Below are 22,449 nucleotides of genomic sequence, written 5' to 3'. Positions count from 1 at the left end.
TAATAAACGGAGGCGCCTCCGTTTTAGTGGAGCACCCTTATCATATAATCAGGGGACCCGGTATGTCACGTCCTTCGAACCTTCAGGCCACAACCTTCTCTTTCTTCTGGAGAATGGCGAAGGCGACGGAGCCGCCAATCTCCCCGTGAACCCCAACCTAGCCATCTGGTGACCTTGCCGCCTCCCGGCCAGGCACCAAATCGTCCCCTCAGCGTCAAGCAACTGGAGCCAGACGCCCTATGACAAGCAAAACCCGAATCCCCATCCAACTTCAAATCAACGGACATCGCCACGAATTGGAAGTCGAGCCGCGCGTCACGCTGCTTGATGCCTTGCGCGACCATCTCGACCTGACCGGGACCAAGAAGGGCTGCGACCACGGCCAGTGCGGCGCCTGCACCGTGCATATCGACGGCCAGCGGGTGCTCGCCTGCCTGACGCTTGCCGCCCAGGCCGAGGGCAGGGCGGTCACCACCATCGAGGGGCTGGCCGAGGCAGATGGCACGCTGCACGCGGTGCAGGCGGCCTTCCTAGAACAGGACGCCTTCCAGTGCGGCTATTGCACGCCCGGACAGATCATGTCGGCCGTCGCCTGCATCCGCGAGGGCCATGCCGGCTCAGATGACGAGATCCGCGAATACATGGCCGGCAATCTGTGCCGCTGCGGCGCTTATCCGCACATCGTCGCCGCCGTGCGCCAGGCGGCATTGGAGGTCGCGTCATGAGGGATTTTTCCTATCTGCGCGCCAGTTCGGTCGATGCTGCACGCCAGGCCTCGGCGCTGCCGGGCGCCATGCTGCTTGCCGGTGGCACGACGCTGATCGACCTCGCCAAATGCGGTGTAGCCGAGCCTGATACGCTGGTCGACATCAGCCATCTCAAGGGGCTTGATGCAATCACGGTCGACGACAGCGGCGCCACCATCGGCGCGCTGGCGAAGATGAGCGGCATTGCCGACCATGCCGACATCAAGCGCCAGTTTCCCGCCGTCTCGGAAGCGCTGTGGCAGGCGGCCTCGGCGCAGATCCGCAACATGGCGACCATCGGTGGCAATCTGATGCAGCGCACGCGCTGCCCCTATTTCCGCGATGGCGAAAACTTCCCCGCCTGCAACAAGCGCATGCCCGGCAGCGGCTGTTCGGCGATCGGCGGGGTGACGCGCGGCCATGCCGTGCTCGGCACCAGCGAAGCCTGCATCGCCACCTATCCCGGCGATCTCGCCGTTGCACTGGTTGCCTTCGATGCAGTGGTGCATCTCGGTGACCGTCAGGTCGCGGTCGACGACTTCTTCCTGCTGCCGGCTGCTGCGCCAGAGCGGGAACATGCGATCCAGCCGGGCGAGGTGATCACCGCGATCAGCATTCCCGGCTCCGCCGCTGCGAGACGCTCGACCTATCTCAAGGTCCGCGACCGGCAATCCTATGAGTTCGCTGCCGCAAGTGCTGCCGTCGGCATCGAGTTCGAAGCGGATGGCCGCACGATCCGCGATCTGCGCGTGGCGCTTGGCGGCGTCGCCACCAAACCGTGGCGGGCGCGCGGTGTGGAAGCGGCGCTGAAGGGCAAGGTACTGGACGCGGATGCCGTCAAGCGCGCCAGCCTGCTCGCCGTCGAAGGCGCCGTCGACCATGGCGCCAACCATTACAAGATCGAACTGGCGCCGCGTGTCGTCGCCCGCGCCATCCTCAAATTGGGAGAAACGGCATGACCGTTCACATGAAAAGACACGGCGATGCTTCCGACGGTACGCAGGCTGTCGGCGGCCGGCTGTCGCGCGTCGATGGTCCGGCCAAGATCACCGGCGCCGCCAAATACGCGGTCGAGCAGCAGCTCGATGGCCTCGCCTATGCCGTGCTGGTCGAAAGCACGATTGCCGCCGGCAAGGTGCGTTCGATCGACACGGACGCTGCGCAAGCCGCGCCCGGCGTGCTCAAGGTGCTGACGCCGGACAACATGCCGCCGCTGAAAACCGCTTCGGACTGGTTGGGCACACCGCCGCCGGATGCGCCCTATTGCCCGCTGGCGCGCGACATTACTTTCTCGGGCCAGCATGTCGCCGCGGTGGTGGCCGAGACTTTCGAGCAGGCCGTCGCGGCGGCCGCACTCGTCAGGGTCAGCTATGACGAGGTCCCGGCCATCGTCGACCTTAGCGACGCCAAGGCCGGCGACGGTATTCCGATCGACGCGATGACCAAGGAGTGGGGCGACGCGGCGACGGCATTCGCCGCCGCCCCGATCAGGATTTGCGCCGCCTACAACACGCCGCGCGAATACCAGGCGCCGATGGAGCCGCATGGGCTGATCGCGCGCTGGGAGGGCGACCAGCTGACGGTGTGGGAGCCGAGCCAATGGCTCGACGGCATGGCGCGCACCTATGCCGAATGGTTCGGTGTGCCGTTCGAGAATGTTCGGCTGGTGTCGCCCTATATTGGCGGCGGCTTCGGCTCCAAGGCGCTGGCGCTTGGCCATGGCGCGGTGGCGGCGCTTGCCGCAAGGATGCTCGACCGGCCGGTGAGACTGGTGATGACACGGCCGCAGACCTTCACCGGCTATGGCGGGCGCGCGGCGACGCGGCAGACGGTGACGATCGGCGCCGACGCCGATGGAATAATCCAATCGATCGTGCATCGCGGCGTCAATGAAACATCCATCGACGGCATGTGGGTCGAGCCGTTGGGCTCGACCACCTCGATCATGTATCAGACGCCCAATTTCTCCTCGCGGCAGAATGTCGTGCGGGTGAATTCGGTGGTGCCTGGCGCGATGCGCGCACCGGGCGAGAACCCGAGCGCCTTCGGCATTGAATGCGCCATCGACGAACTGGCCTACGAGGTCGGCATCGATCCGCTGGAGATCCGGCTGCGGAACTATGCCGAAGAGGATCCGCACGCCAAGAAAGCGTGGTCGACCAGGCAATTGCGCGAGGCCTATGCCGCCGGCGCCGAACGCTTCGGCTGGTCGAAGCGAAGCCCGCAGCCGCGCTCGATGCGCGACGGCAACCAACTGATCGGCTGGGGCGTCGCCGCCGGCACCTATCCGGTGCGGCGCGCCTATGGCGAAGCCATGGTGCGCATCCTGGCCGATGGCTCGGTCGAGGTCGAAAGCTCGTCGATCGACATGGGGCAGGGCACCTACACGATCCTGGCGCAGACCGCCGCCGAAACGCTGGGCGTGCCGGCGGACAATGTCGTGGTCAAGCTCGGTGACTCCCGCTTCGCCCGCGCCGGCGTTGCCGGCGGCTCGCGGCTGGCCGGCGTGATGACCGGCGCCGTGCACAAGGCGGCGAGTGCCGCACTCGACGAGCTGGTCGGGCTGGCGATCTCGGATCCGCGCTCGCCCTTCCATGCGCTGCAGGCCAACACGCTGGTCGTCGCCAATGGCCGCATCGCCTCGCCGCGCGGCGAAGGCCCGGAGGTCTCGATCGCCGAGCTGCTGGCCAGCGTCGGGCGCGACCGGATCGAGGCCAAGCGCGACACCATGCCGGCCAATTCGACGGCCGAGGAGCGCTACAAGAACTACACCACCATCGCCATGGCGCTGCCGCACACCGAGGGCGATTATTCCAGGTACAGCTGGTGCGCTCATTTCATCGAGGTGCGCGTCGACGAGGATTTCGGCACGGTCAGGGTGTCGCGCGTGGTGTCGGCGCTGGATTCGGGCCGGCTCTACAACCCCAAGCTCGCCGAAAGCCAGTGGAAGGGTGGCATCATCATGGGCATCGGCCAGGCGCTGCTGGAGGAAGGCATCGTCGACCGCCGCCATGGCCGCATCGTCAACAACAACCTCGCCGACTACCTCGTGCCAACCAATGCCGACATTCCCGACATCGAGGTGATCTCGGTCGGCATTCCCGACCCGCATTCCTCCGCGCTTGGCGGCAAGGGGGTTGGGGAACTCGCCATCGTCGGCGTGGCGCCGGCGATCGCCAACGCCGTCTTCCATGCCACCGGCAAGCGGATCAGGGATTTGCCGATCACGCTGGAGAAGCTGATTTAGAACTGGCGCGCGGAGCTGCCGATCCCTCGTCGCGGAGATCGGCAGTTTCACTCGGGGCAACAATCAAGCTCGGCGCCGTCCTCTATATCACCACTTTCGGGGGTAGTCAGGCCGGTGCCTGAAAACGGCGCCACCGGTGCTTGAGTTTGTGAGCCCCCGCATTTGGCGCGGCCGGTTGGCAGGAAACGGGTGGTCCGCGCGGGCCATCTCACCCATCTCTGATGGCAGAAGAGGCCATTGGAGGCAAAGCCATGACCATCCATTCGATCGGTTCGAAAGCAGCGGTTCAATCGGCGCAAACGCGGGTCGCCGAATATGACTGGGAAATGCTGGCCGGCGAGTTGAGCAACCATGGCTGCGCGGTGATGGAAAAGCTGCTGACGCCGGAAGAATGCCGACAGATCGCGGGGCTCTATCCGCAGGAGGAGCATTTCCGCAGCCATGTCCACATGGCGCGGCATGGTTTTGGCAAGGGCGAGTATCGCTATTTCCGTTATCCCTTGCCCGACCTGATCGGGGCTTTGCGCAGCGCGCTCTATCCGCGCCTTGCCGCGGTCGCCAACGACTGGAACGAACGCATGGGCATCGCCCTGCGCTACCCGGCCGAACACGCGGCGTTCCTCAAACAATGCCACGAGCAGGGCCAGACGCGGCCGACGCCGCTGTTGCTGCAATACGTTCCCGGCGACTTCAACTGCCTGCACCAGGATCTCTACGGCGATCTGGCCTTCCCGCTGCAGGTGGCGATCCTGCTTTCGCAGCCGGGCAAGGATTTCACCGGCGGCGAGTTCGTGCTGACAGAGCAGCGCCCGCGCATGCAGAGCCGGGCCGAGGTGGTGCCGCTCAGGCAAGGCGATGCGGTCGCCTTCGCGGTCCACAACCGTCCGGTCCAGGGAACCAAGGGCAACTATCGGGTCAACCTCAGGCACGGCGTCAGCCGGCTTCGCTCTGGCATGCGCCACACCGTCGGCATCATCTTCCACGACGCGAAGTAAGGCCTGCCGTCGAATTTGGGTGCGGCTCAGGCGCGTTGGCTGAGGCAGCAAACATCGCCCGTTCTTCCGCGGTGAGATGGCGTGCCTTGCCCTTGGCGAGGTCGCCGAGCTGCAATCGGCCGATCGCCACCCGCACCAGGCGGAGCACCTCGATATCGCAGGCGTCCAGCATGCGGCGGATGTGGCGGTTGCGGCCCTCGTCGAGCGTGATTTCCAGCCAGGCGGTGCTGGTGCCGCTGCGCAGAATGCCGATCGAGCGTGCCGTCAACAGCTCGCTATCGACCGTGACGCCGGCGCGCAGCCGCGCCAGCAGGGCCGCGTCGGGCAGGGCGGCGACCTGCACGTGATAGATCTTGGCGACATGCGAGGCGGGATCGAGCAGGCGCTGGGCAAAGCGGGTGTCGTTGGTCATCAGGAGCAGGCCTTCGCTGGCCTTGTCGAGGCGGCCGACCGGCGAGACGAAAGGCAGGTCGAGCCCGGCCAGGCTATCATAGACGGTGCCGCGATCCTGCGGGTCTTCGCGGGTGGTGACCAGGCCGCGCGGCTTGTTCAGCATCAGATAGACCTTGCGCTCGGCGACGACGCGTTTGTCGTCGAGCTCGATGCGGTCGCGGCCGGGATCGACGCGCATCGAGCCGTTGCGCACGACCTTGCCCGCGACCTTGACGCGCCCTTCGGCGACCAGAACTTCCGCCTGCTTGCGCGAGCACAGGCCGAGTTTCGACAGCGCCCGGCAAAGGCTCACGCCCGGAGGCTTGGTTCCGGGTGGGCTGCCTCCGGGATCGCGGCGCGGTCGGCCGCTGTTCGGTCGCGGCGTCATGGGCTTGCGTGATCGTCCTGGCAAGGATCAGGGCTTTCTCGCCGGCCCGGCCTGGGCGAGCGTTGCCATGCCGTCGCCGAGATGCTTGCGCAGGACGCGGACGGCGGCCGCGGCATCGCGGTGGCGGCAGGTCGTCAACAGGTCGCGGTGTTGCTCCTGCGATTGGCTGCGATAGTCGAGGCTCGACAGGAGAACGCGGACATAGCGGTCGGCTGCATTATGATGCGCCTCGATCAGGGCGAGCAGGCGGTCGTTGCCGCAGGCACTGTAGAGAGCCAGATGAAAGACGCGGTTCAGCGTGCCCCAGCGGCGGACATCCGGCTCGGCGTCGATCTGGTTGAGCACATGGCCGGCCTCGTCGAGCTTCTCCCTGGCGAGGTTCGGGACCGAGAGCCGCAGCGCTTCGCTTTCGAGCAATTCGCGGACGGCGAAGATCTCCCTGATCTCGGTCGTGTCCATCCTGGCGACATGCGCACCCTTGGTCGGATGGATCGAAACGATACCCTCGGCCTCGAGCTGGCGCAGCGCGTCGCGGACCGGCATGCGGCTGAAGCCGAAGCGCTCGGCAAGGTCGTCCTGGCGCAGCGGCGTGCCCGCCACCAGGCTGCCATCGGCGATCGATTCGCGCAGCACATTCGCCACCTGTTCCGCCACCGTCAGCGGTTTCTGCACCAAGCCTTCGCCGAGCCCACGCAATCGATGCCTCCCCTGCCAACCCATGTCACGCCGGCCTTGCCTAACAGAAAGCCGCTTATGCGGATATGTGGATTCTCGTATACGAGTGTACAGAATCGCTCGCGGCTCGCCTCTCAAACAGATTCACACCTGGCCGGCATCCCTTTGAGAAGAAACACGATTTGAATGTGATCTAGTTGAGCTTCACCAGCTTGGCGGCTTGGCGAATGGCCTGCACGGCGTCCGGATTGGTCACGGGGTAATGCGCGATGAAGCCTTCGACGGAAAACTCCGGAAATTCTTCCTTGAGGCGGACCGCGAAGCTGGCGGCCTCGTCGGTCTCGTCAACCGCCGCATGCGCCAGCGCCAGGAACATCAGCATGTTCGAAGAGTCCGGCGAACTTCTGCGCAACGCCGCGATGGCTTCGCGATGCCTGCCGGCGGCGAACAGGATGCGGCCGTGCATGCCGAAATACCAGGGTGGCGCCAAGGGGTTGAGGCGCATGGCGCGCTCGATGAGCGGGATCGCCTCGGCTGGATCGCCGGCAACAAGAGCCTTGCTGCCGCCTAGCAGCGCCAGCGTGTCGGCATGGTTATAGCCATATTCCAGGGCGCGCTGGTGCGCGCGCTCCGCCCCTTCGAGGTCGCCGAGGCATCCAAGGAGATCGCCAAGGCAGGTACAGGCGTGGCTGTCCGTCGGATCGAACTGAATGGCGGTTTCAATCGCGGACCGCCAGTTCTGGATCGAGCGCTGCGCATCGTCGCTGTAACCGCTGCAGGCCTCGATCGAATAGGCGTAGGCAAGTTCGGTCCACGCCCTGACGAAGGTCGGATCAAGCTCCAGCGCGCGTGAAAGCAGGCGGATCGCCTCTGCATTGCCGGCGCGGCTGAATGTGTCCTGCTGCTCGACGGCAAGCAGATAACAGTCATAGGCACGCAAACTTGCCGGCGGCTTGCGGCGAACCGCGTTGCGGCCCACCGTCGCGAGCGCACCGTAACTGCCGGCCAGCACATTGATGATGCTTTCGGTCAGGCTGTCCTGCAGCGTGAAGATGTCCTCGACCGGGCGGTCATAGCGTTCGCTCCACAGGCTGCCGCCGCTGCGCGCATCGGAAAGCTGGACCGTGAGCCGGATACGCCGGTCGTCGGCGCGCAATTGACCTTCCAGGACATAGTCGGCGCCCAAGTCCCGACTGACTGCAAGAACGCCGAGATTGCCTTGACGAACATTGTCTCGGCAGGCCTTCATCGTGTGGAAGGCAATCACCGAAAGTTTGGAATAGCGAGCAAGATCGGTGATGATGTCGGCTGAGAGGCCGTCGGCAAATCGCGACCATTGTCCGTCCGGGCTATAGCTCTCGATCGGCAGCACTGCCAGCACCGGCAAGCCGCTCCTTTCCGCGGCACTGGCACGACCTGCAAAGTGGCCAGCGAGCCCAATCTTGTTACGCACTCCGAGTTTTTCATAAACGGCTGCAAGGTGGGTGCGCACGGTGGTGGGAGCGATGAACAGCGCCTCGCCGATCTCGCGATAGGTCATGCCGGACGCGAATTTTTCCGCGACCGCTCGCTCGCGGCCGGACAGGGCATCGAGCGTCCGAGCTTTCAGAGCATCATTGGACACCACGGCGAACTCATCCCACGAAGCTTTCGAATGCCGTAGCGTCAAGAATACTACAAATGCAGGAGGCCGAATACCGCATCTGCTCGATTCCACGGCAGGCGCAGATGCTGCAAGGTCTACATGCTGCAATCAGCCAAGGAGCGTTCCATGCGCATTGCTCTTGTCTTGCTGGCATGCACCGGTTTCACAGTTCCCGCCGCGCCGTCATTCGCTAGCGGATGCATGCAGGTGCTGGAATCGGACGTGAAAATCGCCAGCATGCGTGCCTATGCGGGCATCATGGCCATTACCGCCGCCAATGGCTGGAACTACACGCCTGAATCGATCGAAAGCGGCTCAAGGCGGCATTTCGAGGAGATGAGCCTCCAACTGATCGCCGTCGGCTATGAGATCGTTCCCGTCGGCGCTGCCCGACCGCAATGCGTCGTTGCGCGCAATTGAACAAGGCTGTCGGCAAACCGCGATCCGCCCATTGTGGGACGCGCCTGGAACCGGTTCCCCGCAGGGAGCATGAGCGCGGCTCGCCTCTCAGACAGATTCACCTCTGGCGCACATCCCTTTGAGAGCAAAGAGGATTTTGTTGCCTGGGCGCGTCGTGTCTGCTGCGTGGGACGGAGAGGCCGGCGGGACAGGGGGCGACGAAGGGCATCAGCCCCAGCGAGCAGGCCTTGACGCGACCGACGGCGTTCCGTCTTGATGCGTTGCGCCGCAAGCCGCGCAACGCCAGCCGGGAGATCGCTTGATACATTCTCGTTTGCTTCGCTATCTCGACGAAGTGGCCCGCTGCGGCTCGATCCGCAAGGCGGCGGTGACGCTCAATGTCGCGGCGTCGGCGATCAACCGGCAGATCATCGCGCTGGAGCAGCAACTGGGAACGCCGCTTTTCGAACGCCTGCCCGGCCAGATGCGGCCGACCGCGGCGGGCGAGGTGCTGATCACCCATGCCAGGGAGACGCTGAAGCACCACCGGAAAGCGATCGAGCGGATCGAGACGCTGAAGGACGGGCGTTTCGCCAGCGCCTCGATCGCCACCGTCGGCGGGCTCTCCAACGACATGCTGTCCTACGCGCTGGCCGAGTATCGCCGCGAACGGCCGTTCACGCGGTTTTCCGTCAGCGTGCTGGCTGCCGACGACATCGCGGTGCAGGTCGCCGCCGGCGAGATCGATCTGGGCTTCGCCTTCGATCTTCCCGAAACGCCCAATCTGACCGTGGCCGCCTCGATGCTGAGCCCTTGCGGCGCCGTCGTCCTGCCCGACCATGCGCTTGCGTCGAAAGCCGTGCTGCGCCTCGGCGACCTCAGGCGGTTTCCGCTGATCATGCCGCCGCCGGGCGTGATGCTGCGCGACCATTTCGACCATGCCTGCGCTACCGCCGGCCTGTCGCTGGAGCCGGTGCTGGAATCCAACAGTTTCGAACTGCTCAAGCATTTCGCGCTGCTCGACCAGGGAGTCGCCATCCTCAACCGGATCGACGTGCTGCACAGCCATCTATCGGGGGCGGTGAGCTTCATCCCGATCGCCGAGCTTTCCCGCTTCACCCAGCGGCTCAGCGTCGTGCATCGCGCCCGCGGCCGGCTGGCGCCGCTGCCCAGCCATCTGCTGGAAAGGCTGAGCAGCCTGATCGCCAGCCAGAGCGGTTCGTGAAACGAGCGACCAGCGTATACCCCGTTGCCTTTTAGGCATCGGGGCGCACGCTCTTTGATGCTTTGAGGCGTACGCATTTTCGGTCACATTCCCCATGGGAACACAAAGCATGTCGCCCAGAAGTGCGCAGCGGTTTTGGGGCAACGACTTGCATAAAAAGAGAGCAACGCCGCGCAGGCGACGCGTTGCGACCAGCGAAAACGCTGCTCAAACAAAGGGGAACAACAATGACAGCCGATGCTCCGCAACCTCGCAGTCTGGTCACGACGGGAGGCGTCTCGATCGGAGGCGCGCCCGTATCCTACACCGCCATCCTGGCGGCGCTCGTCGCCGTGCTCGCCTTCATACCGGCCTCGATCGTGGTCGGCGGCATGGGGGGAGGGTGGCCGCTGCACGACGTCATCCATCCGCTGCTCGGCCTGCTGCTTGGCCCGATCGCCGGGCCGATCGCTTCGGTCGTCGGCATCGTCATCGGTAATGTCATCGCGCCCTATACCAATCTCGGACCCTGGAGCCCGCTGATGGGTGCCATGAGCGCCTTTGCCGTCGGCATGGTCATGTATCCAAAGCGCTCGCTCTGGTATGTGCCGTGGATCATCACGCTGGCGGCGAACCTGATCTACCTCTGGCAGTCGCTGTCCTTTGGCATCGGCTTCTGGCTGTGGCTGAGCAATGTCTTCACGGTCGACGTGGCGCTGATCCTGATTGCCATTCCGCAGATCAGGAACTGGGCGATCGACCAGATTCGCAATGGCGCGGCCAGCCTGTCGCTCTATGGCGCCTATTTCGTCGTGTTCTTCTTCGGCTCGACGGCGGGTATCCAGCTCAACTGGGTGCCGTCCTTCGCCACCAATCCGTGGCCGGCCGAAGTCTGGCCGCCGCTGGTCTTCATCATCTTCGCCGAGCGCGTCGTCTTCACCGCCGTCGGCGCCCTGGTCGCCTTCGCGCTCATCGCCGCCATTCGCCGGTCTCCCATCGCAAAGGCGAAGCTGGCGGGTTACTGATGCCGCAGGCCAAGACAGTGCCTGGCGAGGATGGGCATTCGCCCATCCGGGATGGGGAAATGCCCATCCTCCGGGATGAGCGGGCCGAAGCACCGCTCATCCGCTTCGACAATGTCAGCTACCGCTATCCAGGCGCCGATCGACCTGCGCTGGACAAGATCAGCCTGACGATCGGCCGCGGCGAGATCGTCGGCGTGATCGGCCCGACCGGCGCCGGCAAGACGACGTTCTGCCTGGCGCTGAACGGGATCGTGCCGCAATTCTTCGGCGGCGAATTCTATGGCAGCGTCCATATTGCCGGCCTCGACGCCATCGAAACGCCGACCAGCAGGCTGGCGGAACTCGTCGGCATGGTGTTCGAGGATCCCGAAACGCAGATCACCGCGACCACGGTGGAGGGCGAGGTGGCCTTCGCGCTGGAAAACCTCAAAGTGCCGACGCCCGAAATCGTTCGGCGTGTCGGCGAGGCGCTGAAGGCGGTGGGTCTCGCCGGGCAGGAAACCCGGCATCCGGCCAATTTGTCGGGCGGCCAGAAGCAGCGGCTGTCGATTGCCGCGGCGCTGGCGCTGTCGTCCGACATCATCGTGCTCGACGAGCCGACCTCGCAACTCGACCCCGTCGCGTCGGCGGAAGTCTTCGCCATCCTGCTGAAGTTGAACCGCGAGAACGGCCTGACGGTCGTCATAGCCAGCCACGCCAGCGAGGAGCTCGCCGAAATCGCCGACCGCGTCCTGCTCATCTCCGACGGCAAGGTAGCGGCCGAGGGGCCGCCCGAAACGGTCTTTGCCGCAACTGACATGCTGGCCGAGCATCGCGTGCGGCCGCCCGACATCGTGCGCAGCTTCGAGGTGCTTGTCCGTGATGCCACAAACTCTGGTGCACCTGGCCGCCGCAAACCGCCCGCCCTGCCGGTGACGCTCAGTGCCGCCGAAGCGGCCATCAAGGCATATCCGCCGACTGTCTCGTTGCCGGCCACCGCCCCAATGGAGACGCAGCGCGATGTCTCCAAGGCCGGTGTCGCGCTGACGGTCGAGGGGCTGACCCATATCTATCCCGATGGCACGCAGGCGTTGCGTGGCGTCGATTTGACGGTCGCCAATGGCGAATTTCTCGGCATTGTCGGCCGCAACGGCAGCGGCAAATCCACGCTGGTGCGGCATTTCCTGCATCTGCTTTCGCCATCCTCGGGCGCGGTGCGCGTCGGCGGCGAAGATGTCTCGACGCTCAAGGTCAGCGAACTCGCGCAGCGCATCGGCTATGTCTCGCAGAACGCGCACGCCCAGGTCTTCTGTGACACGGTGGCCAAGGAGGTCGGCTTCGCGCTGTCGATGATGAAGCGGCCGAAGGCCGATATCGATGCCGCCGTCAGCCGCTCGCTGACGGCGATGGATCTTGCCCAGGCCGCCGACCAGCATCCGATGTCGCTCAGCCGCGGCGACCGGCTGCGCGTCGTCATCGCCGCCGTGCTGGCGCTCGAACCTGAGATCCTGATCTTCGACGAGCCGACCACCGGCCAGGACTGGCGCGGATCGCTGGCCATCCTCGACATGCTGCGGACCCTGAACCGGATGGGCAAGACGGTGGTGCTCATCACCCATCATCTCTATCTGCTGCCGGGCTATGTCGATCGCCTCGTCGTCATGGATGGCGGCAGGATTGTCGGTGACGGGACGCTGCGGGACGTCTTCTACGACAATTCGGCGATGGAAGCCGCCGGTCTGGTGCCGCCGCAGACGGTACGCTTCGCCGGACATGTGCCGGCGCTTGGCGTCGCCCGCCCGCTTGGTCCGGACGACCTGGCGGCAATGCTCGGCACCCGGCTGGAGGTCGCCTAGATGGTCAGCTACGCCATCCAGCTTTTGCCGGCCGAGACCATTTTCGCCCGAGCCGACATGCGGGTGAAGTTCGCGCTGCTTCTGCTGGCAAGCTCGCTCATCTTCGTCTGGAACAGCATTGTGCTGCAGGCAGCGTTCCTCGCTGTCATCGTCGGGCTGATGTTTTCGGCCGGCGTCACCGCCGCCACCATCCGCAAGCTTACTCTGATCGTGTTGCCGGCGCTGGTGCTGATCACGGTGATCCAGGGCCTATGGAGCCCGTTCGGCAAGACGCCGGTCTTCACCGTGCCGGCCGGCGTGCCGCTCATCGGCTCGCTCAACATCTTTTATGTCGAAGGCCTGCTGTTCGGCCTGGTGGTCTGCTGCCGCGTGCTGATCCCGATGCTGGCGTTCCAGCTGGTCTTCATGACCAGCCAGCCCAACGACATCGTGCTCGGGCTGGTGCGCATCGGCGTGCCCTACCGCATCGCCTTCCTGTTTTCGACGACGTTCCGTTTCGTGCCGCTGCTGTTCCAGGAATTGGAAGGGATCAAGGAGGCGCAGCGGCTGCGCGGCATCGACATCGACGGCATCGGCATGCTGCGCAAGCTGATCGCGCTCGGCCGCATGCTGGTGCCGCTGATCATGATCTCGCTGACCAAGGCCCAGCTCATGGAGATCGCGCTGCAGGCGAAGGCATTCAGCGGCTCGGCCGACCGCACCAGCCTACACCCATCGCGCGAAAAACTGTCGGCCGGCGAAATCCTGGCGATCGGCGCCTGCTTCGCCGTGTTTGCCGCGGCGCTGGCCGGCCGGCTGTGGTTCGGGTTTGGAGGTGAGGTGCTGTGAGCATATTGGCCCCCGACGCCAGGATCGATTGCGATGCCGCCACGCTCGCCATGCTCGAGCGGCAGGCGGATGCGTGGAAATCCGGCGACTTCTCTGCTGCCGCCGCCGACTGGCATCCTGACGGGGTGCTGACGGCGCCGGGCAACCGGGTTCCCTACCATAGGCTGGCGCGCACCATCGCCGATTTTTACCGCGACTATGGCGATCTCAGCGTCACCGTCACCACCGCCTTTGCGTCCGCCGACGGCAGGCGGGTCGCGCTGGAATGGCTGTGGGAGGTGACGCGACGGCGCGACGGCGCTCGCAGCCTGACCGAGGACGCCATACTCATCGATCTCGACAGCGACGGGCGCATCCTGTCGTGGCGTGAATATTTCGACACGGCAAGCGCCGTGGAAGATCACCACAGACCCCAGAGTTCAGCATGAAAGTCCTTGTCGTCTATTGCCACCCTTGCACCGACAGCTTCAACGGCGCCGTGCGCGACACCGTGCTGGAGGCGCTTGCCGAACGGGGCCACGCGGTTCACCTCCTCGACCTCTATCAGACCGGCTTCGATCCGGTCATGCGCGCCGACGAGTGGCGCGGCTATGGCGACAAGGCAGGCAACCTCGAACCGGTCATCGACCGGGCGCAGGAATTGCTGTGGGCGGAGACGGTCATCTTCATCTACCCGACCTGGTGGTACGGGCTGCCGGCCATGCTGAAGGGCTGGCTGGAGCGGGTGCTGGTGCCGGGCTTCGCCTTCGACATGCCGACGGCGCAGCGCGGCCCGCGGCCGAAATTGCGGCACATTCGCCGGGTGTTGGTGATGACCACATGCGGCGCGACGCCGCTGATGAGCTGGATCATGGGCCAGCCCGGCCGGCGCACCCTGCTGCGCGGCTTCCGCTCCGTCTGCCATCCGCTGTGCTCGACCAAATTCCTGGCGCTCTACCGAATGGACACGGTCTCGGCGGCAGAGCGCCAGGCGCATCTGCAGCGTGTCAGGAAGGCGGTCGCCAGTCTTGGGCATGCAGCATCTGCACCTTCAGACGCGGTGCAGAAGGTGCATCGCGTCTGAAGAGGTTTCCGGTGCGCTCCATGTTAACGCGGGGCGTTGTCCGATAGCCGCGCCGTATCCAATCGGCAGGACAAGCGCGACAAAAGTCAGTTCGACGCGGGATCGCTCAGCGTCTCGACAACGAAAGAGGCGGCGATCAGGTCGTCGGCATCGAGCCGGAGCGAGCCTTCACCTCCTCCCATGATGGCGGCGACCTTCTGGAAGGTCTTCATCTCGTGCCTTGAGATATCAGCGTCCTGCATCCTGGCTTTGAGATTGGCGACGCGCAGACTTAGCGTGTGGGACGTTCCAATTTCGCGGTTCGACATAATGCTTTGCTCCTCCCCAACCCGTGCTGATGTGCCCGCCCGCCAGGTATTCGGGTCTGCCCCTTTCTGCCTAAATATAAGGCATTGCGAATACAGCGGCCCGAACGCGCGGTGGAAGGGAAGGTTCCGGCCCGACACGGTCACGAAATAATACGAGGCGGCCGGCCGGTCTTCAGGTTGTTGTTTTTATGCATGCGCGAGATGCATTAAGCGGTGTTGCGTGGTCGCCGCTGACCGCGCCGAGCCAGCAAGTTCGCCACGACCAGCAGCACGATCGACAGCGCCATCATCAGCGTCGCGGCTGCGGTGATCGCCGGCGAGAGCTTCTCGCGCATGCCGATGAACATTTCGAGCGGCATGGTGCGCTGGTTGGCGCTTGCTCGGCTGGCCCGCCTACCTGCTGGCGAGCACCATGCGGTTGCCCTCGCTGTCGCGGAACTCGGCCACGGTGCGGCCTGGATCCCATGGCGCCTGCTGCGGCTCGGTGATGATCTCGACGCCTCCGGATTTCAAAGCCGCGATCGTCGCCTCGACATTTTCGTCGACCAGCACCAGCACCGGCCCGTCGCTCGGCGTGTCGTCGGCGCGCCTGACCAAATGCAGGTTCGTCACAGCGCCGGGAAACGCCAGCTCGATCCAGCGCCAGCCGCTATCGCCCATTGGCTGGTCGGCCGCGACCTGGCAGCCGAGATGCTTGGTGTAGAAAGCCCTGGCGCGGTCCTGGTCGAATACCGGCAGTTCGGCAAACTGGATATGCATGGTGGAATCTCCTGTCTTTGGTGGCTGCCTAGGGGCCGCCCACGGGTACAAAGACGATGCGGGCGGGCAAAAAGATTCGCCCGTGCCCGAGAATCTTTTCGGCAACTCCGGTCGTCTTCTGCTCAGGTCCACCATTTCAGGAGACGAACCATGGGCTACAAACTCATCCGCTACAGCGTGAAGGATACCGAGCTGGAAACAAACCGCGCGCTGGTGGCAAAGGTGTTCGAGGCGCTGGACGAGACCGCACCGCAGGGCGTGCGCTATCTCGTGTTCGAACTCGACGATGGCGAGTTCATCCATATTGTCGGCGAGAGGCATGTCGTCGGCGAGGGCAATGGCGCCTCCGGGCTGACCGGGCTTGCCGCCTTCGAGGCATTCACGCGGAACCATGCGGAGCGGCGTTCGACCCCGGTCCAGCGATCGCCCGCCAGGATCATCGGCAACTACCATGTCCTCGAGGCCGGGAAAGCCGGATAGAATGGATGCCATGAACATAAGTCAATTCGACCGCGCGGCGCTGGAGGCGATGCTCTCCGGCCTGCGCCCGAGACTGCACCGCTACTGCGCCCGCATGGCCGGCTCGGTGATCGACGGCGAGGACATCGTGCAGGAGACGCTGCTCAAGGCGCTGCAGGCGCTCGACGGTCGTGCTGCGGTCGGGCGGCCGGAGCAATGGCTGTTTCGCATCGCCCACAATGCCGCGCAGGACCATCTGCGCCGGCGCCAGCGGGAGAGGTCGCGCATCGCCGAGGCCGACATGACCACGATCGAGGATCCTTCAGGCAATGCCGATGCAAGGCTCGCCACTGCTGCCGGCCTGCGCAGCTTCATGCAGCTCTCGGTGGCGCAGCGCAGCGCCGTGATCCTGGTCGACGTGCTTGGCCTTTCGCTGCACGAGACCTGCGAGGTCTCAGGCGCGACGCTGGCCGCCACCAAGGCGGCGCTGCATCGCGGACGGGCGCAGCTGCGCTTGCTGGCAGCCGAGCCCGAACAAGTCGCGGCGCCCAGGCTCGATGCCGGCGACGAGCGGCGCCTGCGCCGCTATGTCGACCTGTTCAATGCGCGCGACTTCGATGCGGTCAGGGCGCTGATCGCCGAGGATATCCGGCTCGACGTCGTCAACCGCACCCGGATGCGCGGCAAGGCCGAGGTGTCGATCTATTTCGGCAATTACGACCGCGCGAGCGACTGGGCGCTGTCGCTCGGCTTCGTCGACGGCCGGCCGGCGATCCTCATCCGCAATCCTGGGGAATCGGACGGCGCTGTGCGCGGCTTCATGCTGGTCGAATGGTCGGGCGAGCAGATCGTCCATATCCGCGACTTCCGCTACGCGCCCTGGTGCCTGGTCGACGCGCAGATCAGCACCGTGGGCGGAGCAAGTTCTTAGAGCGGTTGCGGTTCGTGGAACCGGCAACTCGCTCCAACTATGTGTTTTGCCTCATTTATGCGGACGCCAAATGATTCCATTTGGCTGCAAAACGCACTAGACACGCACACGGCGCGTCACCTGGCCATTGCTTTCCCAGTATGTGTGTTTCCTGGCAATCAAGGGATCGTCCATTGCCGGTTGAATTTGTCCCGTGGTGCTGATCGCGCGCGAGGTCACCGTGTGTTCTCCAGGCGAGGGATTTGCCCAATCCAGGGACCAGATCTTCCAGGCGTGTTCGGCCTCCTCACTGTGGTCGATGGTCGCTGGTGCCCAAGGCGCTTGATCGATTTGCACTTCGACCCGGTCGATCGGCGCCCCCCAGGCTGCTCCAATGATGGAGTAATCCGAGTCTTTCCGGGTGACCTTCGCAGGCGCGGACTTTATCAGCGCTCGCCCGACCGAAGTCTCGGTCCACACGGTCTCGCCATCGTGCTCTTCCTCCCGGATGGTGACATAGTCACGGGCCATCAACAGGCTCATGAATCGCGCATCGCGAACCTCGATGCGCTTCAGCCACTTGACGTTGGCGATCCCGTACCAGCCTGGAGCAATGAGCCGCACCGGAAAGCCATTCGGCGCCGGCAAGGCGGCTCCGTTCATTTCATAGCAGAGGAGATTGTCGGGGTTCATCGCGTCGGCGAGCGACATGCTCCGCGCGAAGTTCTGCTGCATCTTGACGTCGCGGATTGCGACCTCGCCTGTGTCAGTCCCGAAAAAGACGACCTCGGTTCCCTTCTCCAGAACGCCGGCTTCCTCCAGGATCGGGGCGAGCGGCGTCCCTGCCCAGCGGGCATTGCCGATGCCGCCGGTGAAAAAAGGAAACCCGTGGTTGCCCGAGCATTCCACCGTGAAAACGACCTCCTGCCGCGGTCGTGCCCTGATGTCGGCGAGTGTCAACTCCAGGGGCTTCTTGACCAGGCCTCCGATCTCCATGGACCATGTCTTCTCGTCGATCGTCGGTCGGTTGAAATGCGAGATGCTGAAAAATTTGTCGTTTGGAGTTATCCAGCTATCCAGATCCTCCCACACAAGCTGGGTCTTGATACCTTCCGGATTGGGATTTTCGGTCGGCTGATCCAGCCACGGAACAACTTCCTCGCCTGCCTGCTTTGGGAAAGCGTAAGCCCGACGCGAAGTGTAGAGAGCAGCAATAGCGGCAAGTGCCGCGCTGCCTTGAACAAGAAGTTCTCTGCGTTGAAAACGATGCATGTTGTTTACCTCCCAGTTGCTCCGGAACAGGCTGCAACGTGCGTTAGGCCGCAGCCTGGTCACGGATAGGCGACACAATGGAAGTTCCGCCAAGTGATTCCACCTGGCTGCAAAATGCTCTAGGGGCGGGCCTCCAGCACCATGTTGAACGGCGTCTCCGCGGCGCGACGGAATCGCTTGAAGCCGCCGCTGGTCACCACCTTGCGCAGCCTCGCCTCGCCGGCCTGGGCGCCGAGCCCGAGCCCGACTTCCTGCGACAGGGACGCGGGCGTGCACACGAACGTGGAGGCGGCATAGTAGACGCGTCCGACGGGATTGAGGTTCGCCGCCAGATGATCATGCGCGAACGGCTCGACGATCATCCACGTGCCATCCGGCTTGAGCGACCCGTGGACATGGGCGGCGGCGCCCGCTGGGTCGCCCATGTCGTGAAGGCAATCGAAGAAAGCGACGAGGTCATAGGTGCCGGGATAGGTCTTGGCGGTTGCGACCTCGAAGCGCGTGTTGGCGCCGACGCCGGCCTCCTCGGCGGCCTTGCGGGCGCGCTCGATCGAAGGGGCGTGATAGTCGAAGCCGACGAAGCGCGAATTGGGGAAAGCACGTGCCATGAGCACCGTCGATGCGCCATGACCGCATCCGACGTCCGCGACATCCGCGCCGCGTTCGAGCTTCTCGACAACGCCCTCCAGAGCCGGCAGCCAGGAGTCGATCAGATTGGCATTACAGCCTGGACGGAAAAACCGTTCCGTGCCGCGAAACAGACACGCGCTATGATCGTGCCATGCGACGCCCTTGCCGGACTGGAATGCCTGCCTCACCTTTTCTTCGTCGAGCCACAGCGAGGACAGGACCTCGAATGCGCCAGTCATGAAGGCCGGGCTATCTTCATCGGCAAACACCAGTGCCTGCTCGGCGTTGAGATAGAACGCGTCTTTGGCTTCATCGTACTCAACGTAGCCCGCAGCCGCCTGGCCGGAAAGCCATTCCCTTACGAGGCGTTCCTGGGTGCCGGTGCGTGTCGAAAGTTCGGCGGCCGTCATCTTGCCGCCTTCGCGCAGTGCCTTGAACAGACCGAGCCTGTCTCCCAGCAAGACTCCCGCGCCCGTAGCGATCGCACCGAGATCACCGACCATTTTCCCCAAGAATGCGTCCAACTTTTCCTGACTGGCTTCAGACATCGGAACCTCCCTTTGGGCTGGATCTCCTCAACGCGTTCCGTGACGCCGATCCTAATTCAGATCGGTTCCGGCAGCGGCCAAGCCGCCATAAAGGCTGCTGAAGTTTACTTGGGCGTGAGGGCGGCGGATAATGCCGAATTATCATCGCGGCGATGCAGACGAGACATCGGCGGAGATTGTTATGGAGATGCATGAAATCCGCTATTTCCTGGCGGCCAGCGAGACTCTCAACTTTCATCGCGCGGCGGACCTCGTTCACGTCGGCCAGCCTGCGCTGACGCGGGCCATACAGAAGCTGGAGGCGGAACTTGGCGGCCATCTTTTCCATCGCGAGAAAACCCGCGTCCGGCTCACCGATTTCGGCTGTCTGATGCGGACCCATCTGAACGAAGTCCTGCAGCGTTCGGAGACTGCGAAAAGAACGGCCAGGAGCTTCCTCTCGCTGGAGACCGCGTCGCTGACGCTCGGTGTGATGTGCACCATAGGCCCGCTGCGCTTCATCGGTTTCCTCAATGCCTTTCGAGAGCGCTATCCAGGCATAGAAGTGACCGTGATCGAGGGCGCGGCAAGCCATCTCATAGACCTTCTGACCGAGGGCAAGCTTGACGTCGCCCTGCTGGCAAGGCCCGAACCATTCGACCATGGCCTGAAGGCGGATCCTGTTTACCGGGAGCGCTTCGGTATCGCCTTCTCGACCGGTCATCCTTTCGAGATGCGCAATACGCTTCATCTTGCTGACGTTCGCGGCGAAGCCTATCTCGAGCGCATCAATTGCGAGTATGGCGATCACATAGACGGGCTCTGCCGGAACATCGGCTTCGATATCCGCAGCGCCTTTCGCAGCGAGCGCGAGGATTGGATTCTGGCGATGATCGCCGCGGGCATGGGCGTCTGCTTCATCGCGGAATACTCGGCCAGCCATCCCGGTGTCTGTCACAGGCCCGTCGTCGACCCTGAGATCATACGCGAGGTGTCGCTCGTTTCAGTGACCGACCGCTTGCCTTCACCTGTTGTCTCGGCTTTTGCCGAAGCGGTGAGGGAGCACGACTGGCAAACGGCCCAATAGGAGCTCCGGGTCAAAGCGCAACCGCGTGGCCGGGCCAGGAGCGCAGGTCCCGGTCGGTCTGCCACGCACTTCCGACACGGCATTTCCCCTTCGCGCCAGGTGGCGGCGCACAGCTTGCTCGAAGATTGGCGGGGACCGGGATGCAGCCGGCGCGGCGGATCATTCCCAGCCGGGCGGGGTTCGTCAACCGGGCGAAATGGCGAAACAGGGATCGCCGGCGCCGGCTCACAGCTCCTTTTCGGCCAGTTCGCGGAACGCGTCGGGAACCGACCGCCGTGGCCCCAGCGCCACCGAGGCATAGCCGACCGCCTCCCAGCCGAAACGGTCGCGGATCTTGTCGATGGCGCGGTCGGCGGTCCAGCGTGCGGCACCCTTGCGCGTGCCGGGGCGGCGCCGGTCGTCGTCGAGGCCGAGCGGCAGTTCCAGTTGCAGGCCCGCCTGCTGCTCCAGATGCGAGACGGCGATCGCCAGCAGCGAGATGGTCTTTTCGTGCGGATGATCGACAAGCACCTTGCGCACCAGCGCCTCGGCGATCTCGGCCAGCATAGCGGTCGCCGAAATCGGCTGGTCGAGGGTGATTGAGCGCGTCACCGAGCGCAAATCAGCGAAGCGGACGCGCACCGTCACCGTGCGGCCGGGCCGCGATTTCGCCCGCAGCCGGGTGGCGACCCGGTCGGCCAGATGCAGCAGCGCCGGCACGAAGACATTTTCGGCGGCGGGCTTCCTGCCGAGCGCCGATTGCGCGCCGGCCGAGCGCGCCCGGCGCTGCGTCTCGAGCTTGCGCGGATCGCGGTTCCACGCCAGCGCATTGAGCTTTTCGCCCGCCGCCGGTCCAAGCAGGCGCTCCAATGACCATCCCGGCGTCTTCGCCAGCTCGCCGATGGTGTTGACGCCGATGCCGGCCAGCCGCTGCCTGGTGACCGGGCCGACGCCCCACATCAGCTCGACCGGCAGATCGTGCAGGAACTCAAGCTCATGGCGCGGATCGACCACCACCAGCCCGTCGGGCTTGGCCACTTGCGAGGCGATCTTGGCCAGATGCTTGGTGCGCGCCACGCCGACCGAGATCGGCAGGCCGAGTTCGGCCTTGACGCGGCGGCGGATGGAAGCGGCGATGTCGGCCGGCGGACCGAACAGATGGGTGCAGCCGGCGACGTCGGCGAAGGCCTCGTCGATGGAAATGCGCTCGACCACCGGCGTGAAATCGCCAAGCACTTGAATAGCCGCGTCGCCTAGCCGCTGGTATTCCCTGAAATTGCCGCCGACGAAGATCAGCCGGGGGCAGAGTTCGCGCGCCCGCCGCCCCGGCATGCCGCCGCGCACGCCGAAAGCCCTGGCCTCATAGGAGGCGGCCAGCACCACGCCGCCGCCGACAGCGATCGGCTTGCCGCGGAGCGACGGGTCGAGCAATTGCTCGACCGAGGCATAGAAGGCATCGAGATCCGCGTGGAGGATGTTGGCTTCCATCCGAGCCGTTCGCCCGCGGCGATTGGAACGCCGCATAGTCTTGAGGGGTGGCTGAGCGGAACATACAGAGAACATTGCCCACGCGTTGTCAAGGAGGTCGGGTCAGGAAGTCGCTCCATCGAGGCAAGAATCGTTGGGTGCCTCCAGAGCCTTCGGGCAAGCCACCCCTACCGCCGTCCGCCAATAAACGCCGCCGCTCGCGCGACATGCGTGTCGCGGTGCGTGCGGGCGGCCAGCGCCAGCCATTCACGGCCGATGGCGTCGGCGACCTCCGGTCGACCCTGGCGCAAACTGATTTCGACCTGGCTGGCCAGGATCTCGACCTGGAGCGCGGAATAAGCGTCGGTGTCGCGACCGCAGCGGCGGTGCGCCTCGCCAAGCCACTCCATCGCTTCGGGCAGTGCGTCGTAGGCGGCATAGGTCAGCGCCAGCGCACGCGCCACCGCGCCTTCCCAGCAGGGATCGTTCATCTGGCAGCTCAGCGCAAAGGCTTCTTCCAGCCCTGGCCGCAGCTCCCGCGGGCTCGCCTGCTGGCGGGTTCGGGATTC

Annotated in this window: 24 protein-coding genes; 14 read left to right on the top strand and 10 right to left on the bottom strand. The window is 64.7% G+C overall.

Features of this window, described 5'->3' with window-relative positions:
- The first annotated feature begins 239 nt into the window (after positions 1-239).
- The 4 genes from CN311_RS06540 to CN311_RS06525 all read left to right on the top strand — a co-directional run bounded on the left by CN311_RS06540 (position 240) and on the right by CN311_RS06525 (position 4,988).
- Entirely contained in the window at positions 240-725 is a 486-nt protein-coding gene (locus tag CN311_RS06540) for a (2Fe-2S)-binding protein (RefSeq protein ID WP_097572514.1), read from the top strand.
- A complete protein-coding gene (locus CN311_RS06535; protein WP_097572513.1) occupies positions 722-1,705 on the top strand; it encodes an FAD binding domain-containing protein in 984 nt (327 codons plus the stop codon). The genes CN311_RS06540 and CN311_RS06535 overlap by 4 nt, the downstream gene beginning before the upstream one ends.
- The gene (locus CN311_RS06530; protein ID WP_097572512.1) at positions 1,702-3,993 is read left to right on the top strand and encodes a xanthine dehydrogenase family protein molybdopterin-binding subunit; all 2,292 of its coding nucleotides are present in this window, start codon (positions 1,702-1,704) and stop codon (positions 3,991-3,993) included. The genes CN311_RS06535 and CN311_RS06530 overlap by 4 nt, the downstream gene beginning before the upstream one ends.
- A gap of 251 nt (positions 3,994-4,244) precedes the next feature.
- Positions 4,245-4,988 carry a 2OG-Fe(II) oxygenase gene (locus tag CN311_RS06525; protein WP_097572519.1) on the top strand — a complete coding sequence of 248 codons (744 nt, stop codon included), beginning with the start codon at positions 4,245-4,247 and terminating at the stop codon, positions 4,986-4,988.
- Here the strand turns inward: CN311_RS06525 and CN311_RS06520 are convergent.
- From CN311_RS06520 to CN311_RS06510, 3 genes are all read right to left on the bottom strand, one after another.
- The gene (locus CN311_RS06520) at positions 4,966-5,733 is read right to left on the bottom strand and encodes a pseudouridine synthase (RefSeq protein ID WP_245440751.1); all 768 of its coding nucleotides are present in this window, start codon (positions 5,731-5,733) and stop codon (positions 4,966-4,968) included. The genes CN311_RS06525 and CN311_RS06520 overlap by 23 nt on opposite strands.
- 102 nt (positions 5,734-5,835) lie before the next feature.
- Entirely contained in the window at positions 5,836-6,504 is a 669-nt protein-coding gene (locus CN311_RS06515; RefSeq protein ID WP_245440750.1) for a GntR family transcriptional regulator, read from the bottom strand.
- Positions 6,505-6,676: 172 nt separating this feature from the next.
- Positions 6,677-8,107, bottom strand: coding sequence for a LuxR C-terminal-related transcriptional regulator (locus CN311_RS06510; protein WP_245440749.1), 1,431 nt, complete (start codon positions 8,105-8,107; stop codon positions 6,677-6,679).
- Positions 8,108-8,254: 147 nt separating this feature from the next.
- On the opposite strand from CN311_RS06510, the gene CN311_RS06505 reads away from it, so the two are divergent.
- The 7 genes from CN311_RS06505 (at position 8,255) to CN311_RS06475 (ending at position 14,482) form a co-directional block, all read left to right on the top strand.
- On the top strand, positions 8,255-8,548 hold the full coding sequence (locus CN311_RS06505; RefSeq protein WP_133117147.1) for a hypothetical protein: 294 nt from the start codon (positions 8,255-8,257) through the stop codon (positions 8,546-8,548).
- A gap of 298 nt (positions 8,549-8,846) precedes the next feature.
- Positions 8,847-9,752 (top strand): LysR family transcriptional regulator, encoded by a 906-nt coding sequence (locus CN311_RS06500; RefSeq protein ID WP_097572510.1) that lies wholly within the window; start codon positions 8,847-8,849, stop codon positions 9,750-9,752.
- Between the two features lie 227 nt (positions 9,753-9,979).
- The gene (locus tag CN311_RS06495) at positions 9,980-10,756 is read left to right on the top strand and encodes an ECF transporter S component (RefSeq protein ID WP_097572509.1); all 777 of its coding nucleotides are present in this window, start codon (positions 9,980-9,982) and stop codon (positions 10,754-10,756) included.
- Between the two features lie 59 nt (positions 10,757-10,815).
- Positions 10,816-12,591 (top strand): ABC transporter ATP-binding protein, encoded by a 1,776-nt coding sequence (locus tag CN311_RS06490; RefSeq protein WP_245440748.1) that lies wholly within the window; start codon positions 10,816-10,818, stop codon positions 12,589-12,591.
- Positions 12,592-13,419 (top strand): energy-coupling factor transporter transmembrane component T family protein, encoded by an 828-nt coding sequence (locus CN311_RS06485; protein WP_097572507.1) that lies wholly within the window; start codon positions 12,592-12,594, stop codon positions 13,417-13,419.
- On the top strand, positions 13,416-13,847 hold the full coding sequence (locus CN311_RS06480; RefSeq protein WP_245440747.1) for a nuclear transport factor 2 family protein: 432 nt from the start codon (positions 13,416-13,418) through the stop codon (positions 13,845-13,847). Before CN311_RS06485 ends, CN311_RS06480 begins: the two co-directional genes overlap by 4 nt.
- A complete protein-coding gene (locus tag CN311_RS06475) occupies positions 13,844-14,482 on the top strand; it encodes an NAD(P)H-dependent oxidoreductase (RefSeq protein WP_097572506.1) in 639 nt (212 codons plus the stop codon). Before CN311_RS06480 ends, CN311_RS06475 begins: the two co-directional genes overlap by 4 nt.
- An 86-nt stretch (positions 14,483-14,568) precedes the next feature.
- Here the strand turns inward: CN311_RS06475 and CN311_RS06470 are convergent, their stop codons facing one another.
- From CN311_RS06470 to CN311_RS06460, 3 genes are all read right to left on the bottom strand, one after another.
- A complete protein-coding gene (locus CN311_RS06470) occupies positions 14,569-14,790 on the bottom strand; it encodes a hypothetical protein (RefSeq protein ID WP_097572505.1) in 222 nt (73 codons plus the stop codon).
- 206 nt (positions 14,791-14,996) lie between these two features.
- Positions 14,997-15,149, bottom strand: coding sequence for a hypothetical protein (locus tag CN311_RS06465; protein WP_245440746.1), 153 nt, complete (start codon positions 15,147-15,149; stop codon positions 14,997-14,999).
- A gap of 34 nt (positions 15,150-15,183) precedes the next feature.
- Positions 15,184-15,549, bottom strand: a complete 366-nt coding sequence (locus tag CN311_RS06460) for a VOC family protein (RefSeq protein WP_097572504.1) — start codon at positions 15,547-15,549, stop codon at positions 15,184-15,186.
- 150 nt (positions 15,550-15,699) lie between these two features.
- Here CN311_RS06460 and CN311_RS06455 point away from each other — a divergent pair, with 150 nt between their 5' ends.
- Positions 15,700-16,029 (top strand): hypothetical protein, encoded by a 330-nt coding sequence (locus CN311_RS06455; protein ID WP_245440745.1) that lies wholly within the window; start codon positions 15,700-15,702, stop codon positions 16,027-16,029.
- A 10-nt stretch (positions 16,030-16,039) separates the two neighbouring features.
- Positions 16,040-16,939, top strand: a complete 900-nt coding sequence (locus CN311_RS06450) for a sigma-70 family RNA polymerase sigma factor (RefSeq protein WP_165779615.1) — start codon at positions 16,040-16,042, stop codon at positions 16,937-16,939.
- A 96-nt stretch (positions 16,940-17,035) separates the two neighbouring features.
- On the opposite strand, the gene CN311_RS06445 is transcribed toward CN311_RS06450, so the two are convergent.
- Together CN311_RS06445 and CN311_RS06440 are read right to left on the bottom strand one after the other, a co-directional pair.
- On the bottom strand, positions 17,036-18,190 hold the full coding sequence (locus tag CN311_RS06445; RefSeq protein WP_097572502.1) for a sulfite oxidase: 1,155 nt from the start codon (positions 18,188-18,190) through the stop codon (positions 17,036-17,038).
- A gap of 119 nt (positions 18,191-18,309) precedes the next feature.
- Positions 18,310-19,368, bottom strand: coding sequence for a class I SAM-dependent methyltransferase (locus CN311_RS06440; protein WP_097572501.1), 1,059 nt, complete (start codon positions 19,366-19,368; stop codon positions 18,310-18,312).
- A gap of 181 nt (positions 19,369-19,549) precedes the next feature.
- On the opposite strand from CN311_RS06440, the gene CN311_RS06435 reads away from it, so the two are divergent.
- Positions 19,550-20,434, top strand: coding sequence for a LysR family transcriptional regulator (locus tag CN311_RS06435; protein WP_097572515.1), 885 nt, complete (start codon positions 19,550-19,552; stop codon positions 20,432-20,434).
- A gap of 225 nt (positions 20,435-20,659) precedes the next feature.
- On the opposite strand, the gene dinB is transcribed toward CN311_RS06435, so the two are convergent.
- Complete coding sequence (dinB, locus tag CN311_RS06430) at positions 20,660-21,901, bottom strand: DNA polymerase IV (protein ID WP_097572500.1); 1,242 nt, start codon at positions 21,899-21,901, stop codon at positions 20,660-20,662.
- 167 nt (positions 21,902-22,068) lie between these two features.
- The coding region (locus CN311_RS06425; protein ID WP_208866445.1) for a hypothetical protein at positions 22,069-22,449 on the bottom strand (381 nt) is incomplete at its 5' end.

The sequence above is a fragment of the Mesorhizobium sanjuanii genome (assembly GCF_002529485.1).
Lineage (GTDB): Bacteria > Pseudomonadota > Alphaproteobacteria > Rhizobiales > Rhizobiaceae > Mesorhizobium > Mesorhizobium sanjuanii.
This window is presented reverse-complemented; position numbering and strand designations above follow the sequence as displayed.

Bases quoted from the DNA above. Each gene is read 5' to 3' on its own strand.
- CN311_RS06440 (WP_097572501.1), bottom strand. From the start codon at position 19,368: ATGTCTGAAGCCAGTCAGGAAAAGTTGGACGCATTCTTGGGGAAAATG.
- CN311_RS06475 (WP_097572506.1), top strand. From the start codon at position 13,844: ATGAAAGTCCTTGTCGTCTATTGCCACCCTTGCACCGACAGCTTCAAC.
- CN311_RS06540 (WP_097572514.1), top strand. From the start codon at position 240: ATGACAAGCAAAACCCGAATCCCCATCCAACTTCAAATCAACGGACAT.
- CN311_RS06505 (WP_133117147.1), top strand. From the start codon at position 8,255: ATGCGCATTGCTCTTGTCTTGCTGGCATGCACCGGTTTCACAGTTCCC.
- dinB (WP_097572500.1), bottom strand. From the start codon at position 21,901: ATGGAAGCCAACATCCTCCACGCGGATCTCGATGCCTTCTATGCCTCG.
- CN311_RS06445 (WP_097572502.1), bottom strand. From the start codon at position 18,190: ATGCATCGTTTTCAACGCAGAGAACTTCTTGTTCAAGGCAGCGCGGCA.
- CN311_RS06435 (WP_097572515.1), top strand. From the start codon at position 19,550: ATGGAGATGCATGAAATCCGCTATTTCCTGGCGGCCAGCGAGACTCTC.
- CN311_RS06495 (WP_097572509.1), top strand. From the start codon at position 9,980: ATGACAGCCGATGCTCCGCAACCTCGCAGTCTGGTCACGACGGGAGGC.
- CN311_RS06485 (WP_097572507.1), top strand. From the start codon at position 12,592: ATGGTCAGCTACGCCATCCAGCTTTTGCCGGCCGAGACCATTTTCGCC.
- CN311_RS06460 (WP_097572504.1), bottom strand. From the start codon at position 15,549: ATGCATATCCAGTTTGCCGAACTGCCGGTATTCGACCAGGACCGCGCC.
- CN311_RS06530 (WP_097572512.1), top strand. From the start codon at position 1,702: ATGACCGTTCACATGAAAAGACACGGCGATGCTTCCGACGGTACGCAG.
- CN311_RS06455 (WP_245440745.1), top strand. From the start codon at position 15,700: ATGGGCTACAAACTCATCCGCTACAGCGTGAAGGATACCGAGCTGGAA.
- CN311_RS06470 (WP_097572505.1), bottom strand. From the start codon at position 14,790: ATGTCGAACCGCGAAATTGGAACGTCCCACACGCTAAGTCTGCGCGTC.
- CN311_RS06525 (WP_097572519.1), top strand. From the start codon at position 4,245: ATGACCATCCATTCGATCGGTTCGAAAGCAGCGGTTCAATCGGCGCAA.
- CN311_RS06490 (WP_245440748.1), top strand. From the start codon at position 10,816: ATGCCCATCCTCCGGGATGAGCGGGCCGAAGCACCGCTCATCCGCTTC.
- CN311_RS06450 (WP_165779615.1), top strand. From the start codon at position 16,040: ATGAACATAAGTCAATTCGACCGCGCGGCGCTGGAGGCGATGCTCTCC.
- CN311_RS06535 (WP_097572513.1), top strand. From the start codon at position 722: ATGAGGGATTTTTCCTATCTGCGCGCCAGTTCGGTCGATGCTGCACGC.
- CN311_RS06465 (WP_245440746.1), bottom strand. From the start codon at position 15,149: ATGCCGCTCGAAATGTTCATCGGCATGCGCGAGAAGCTCTCGCCGGCG.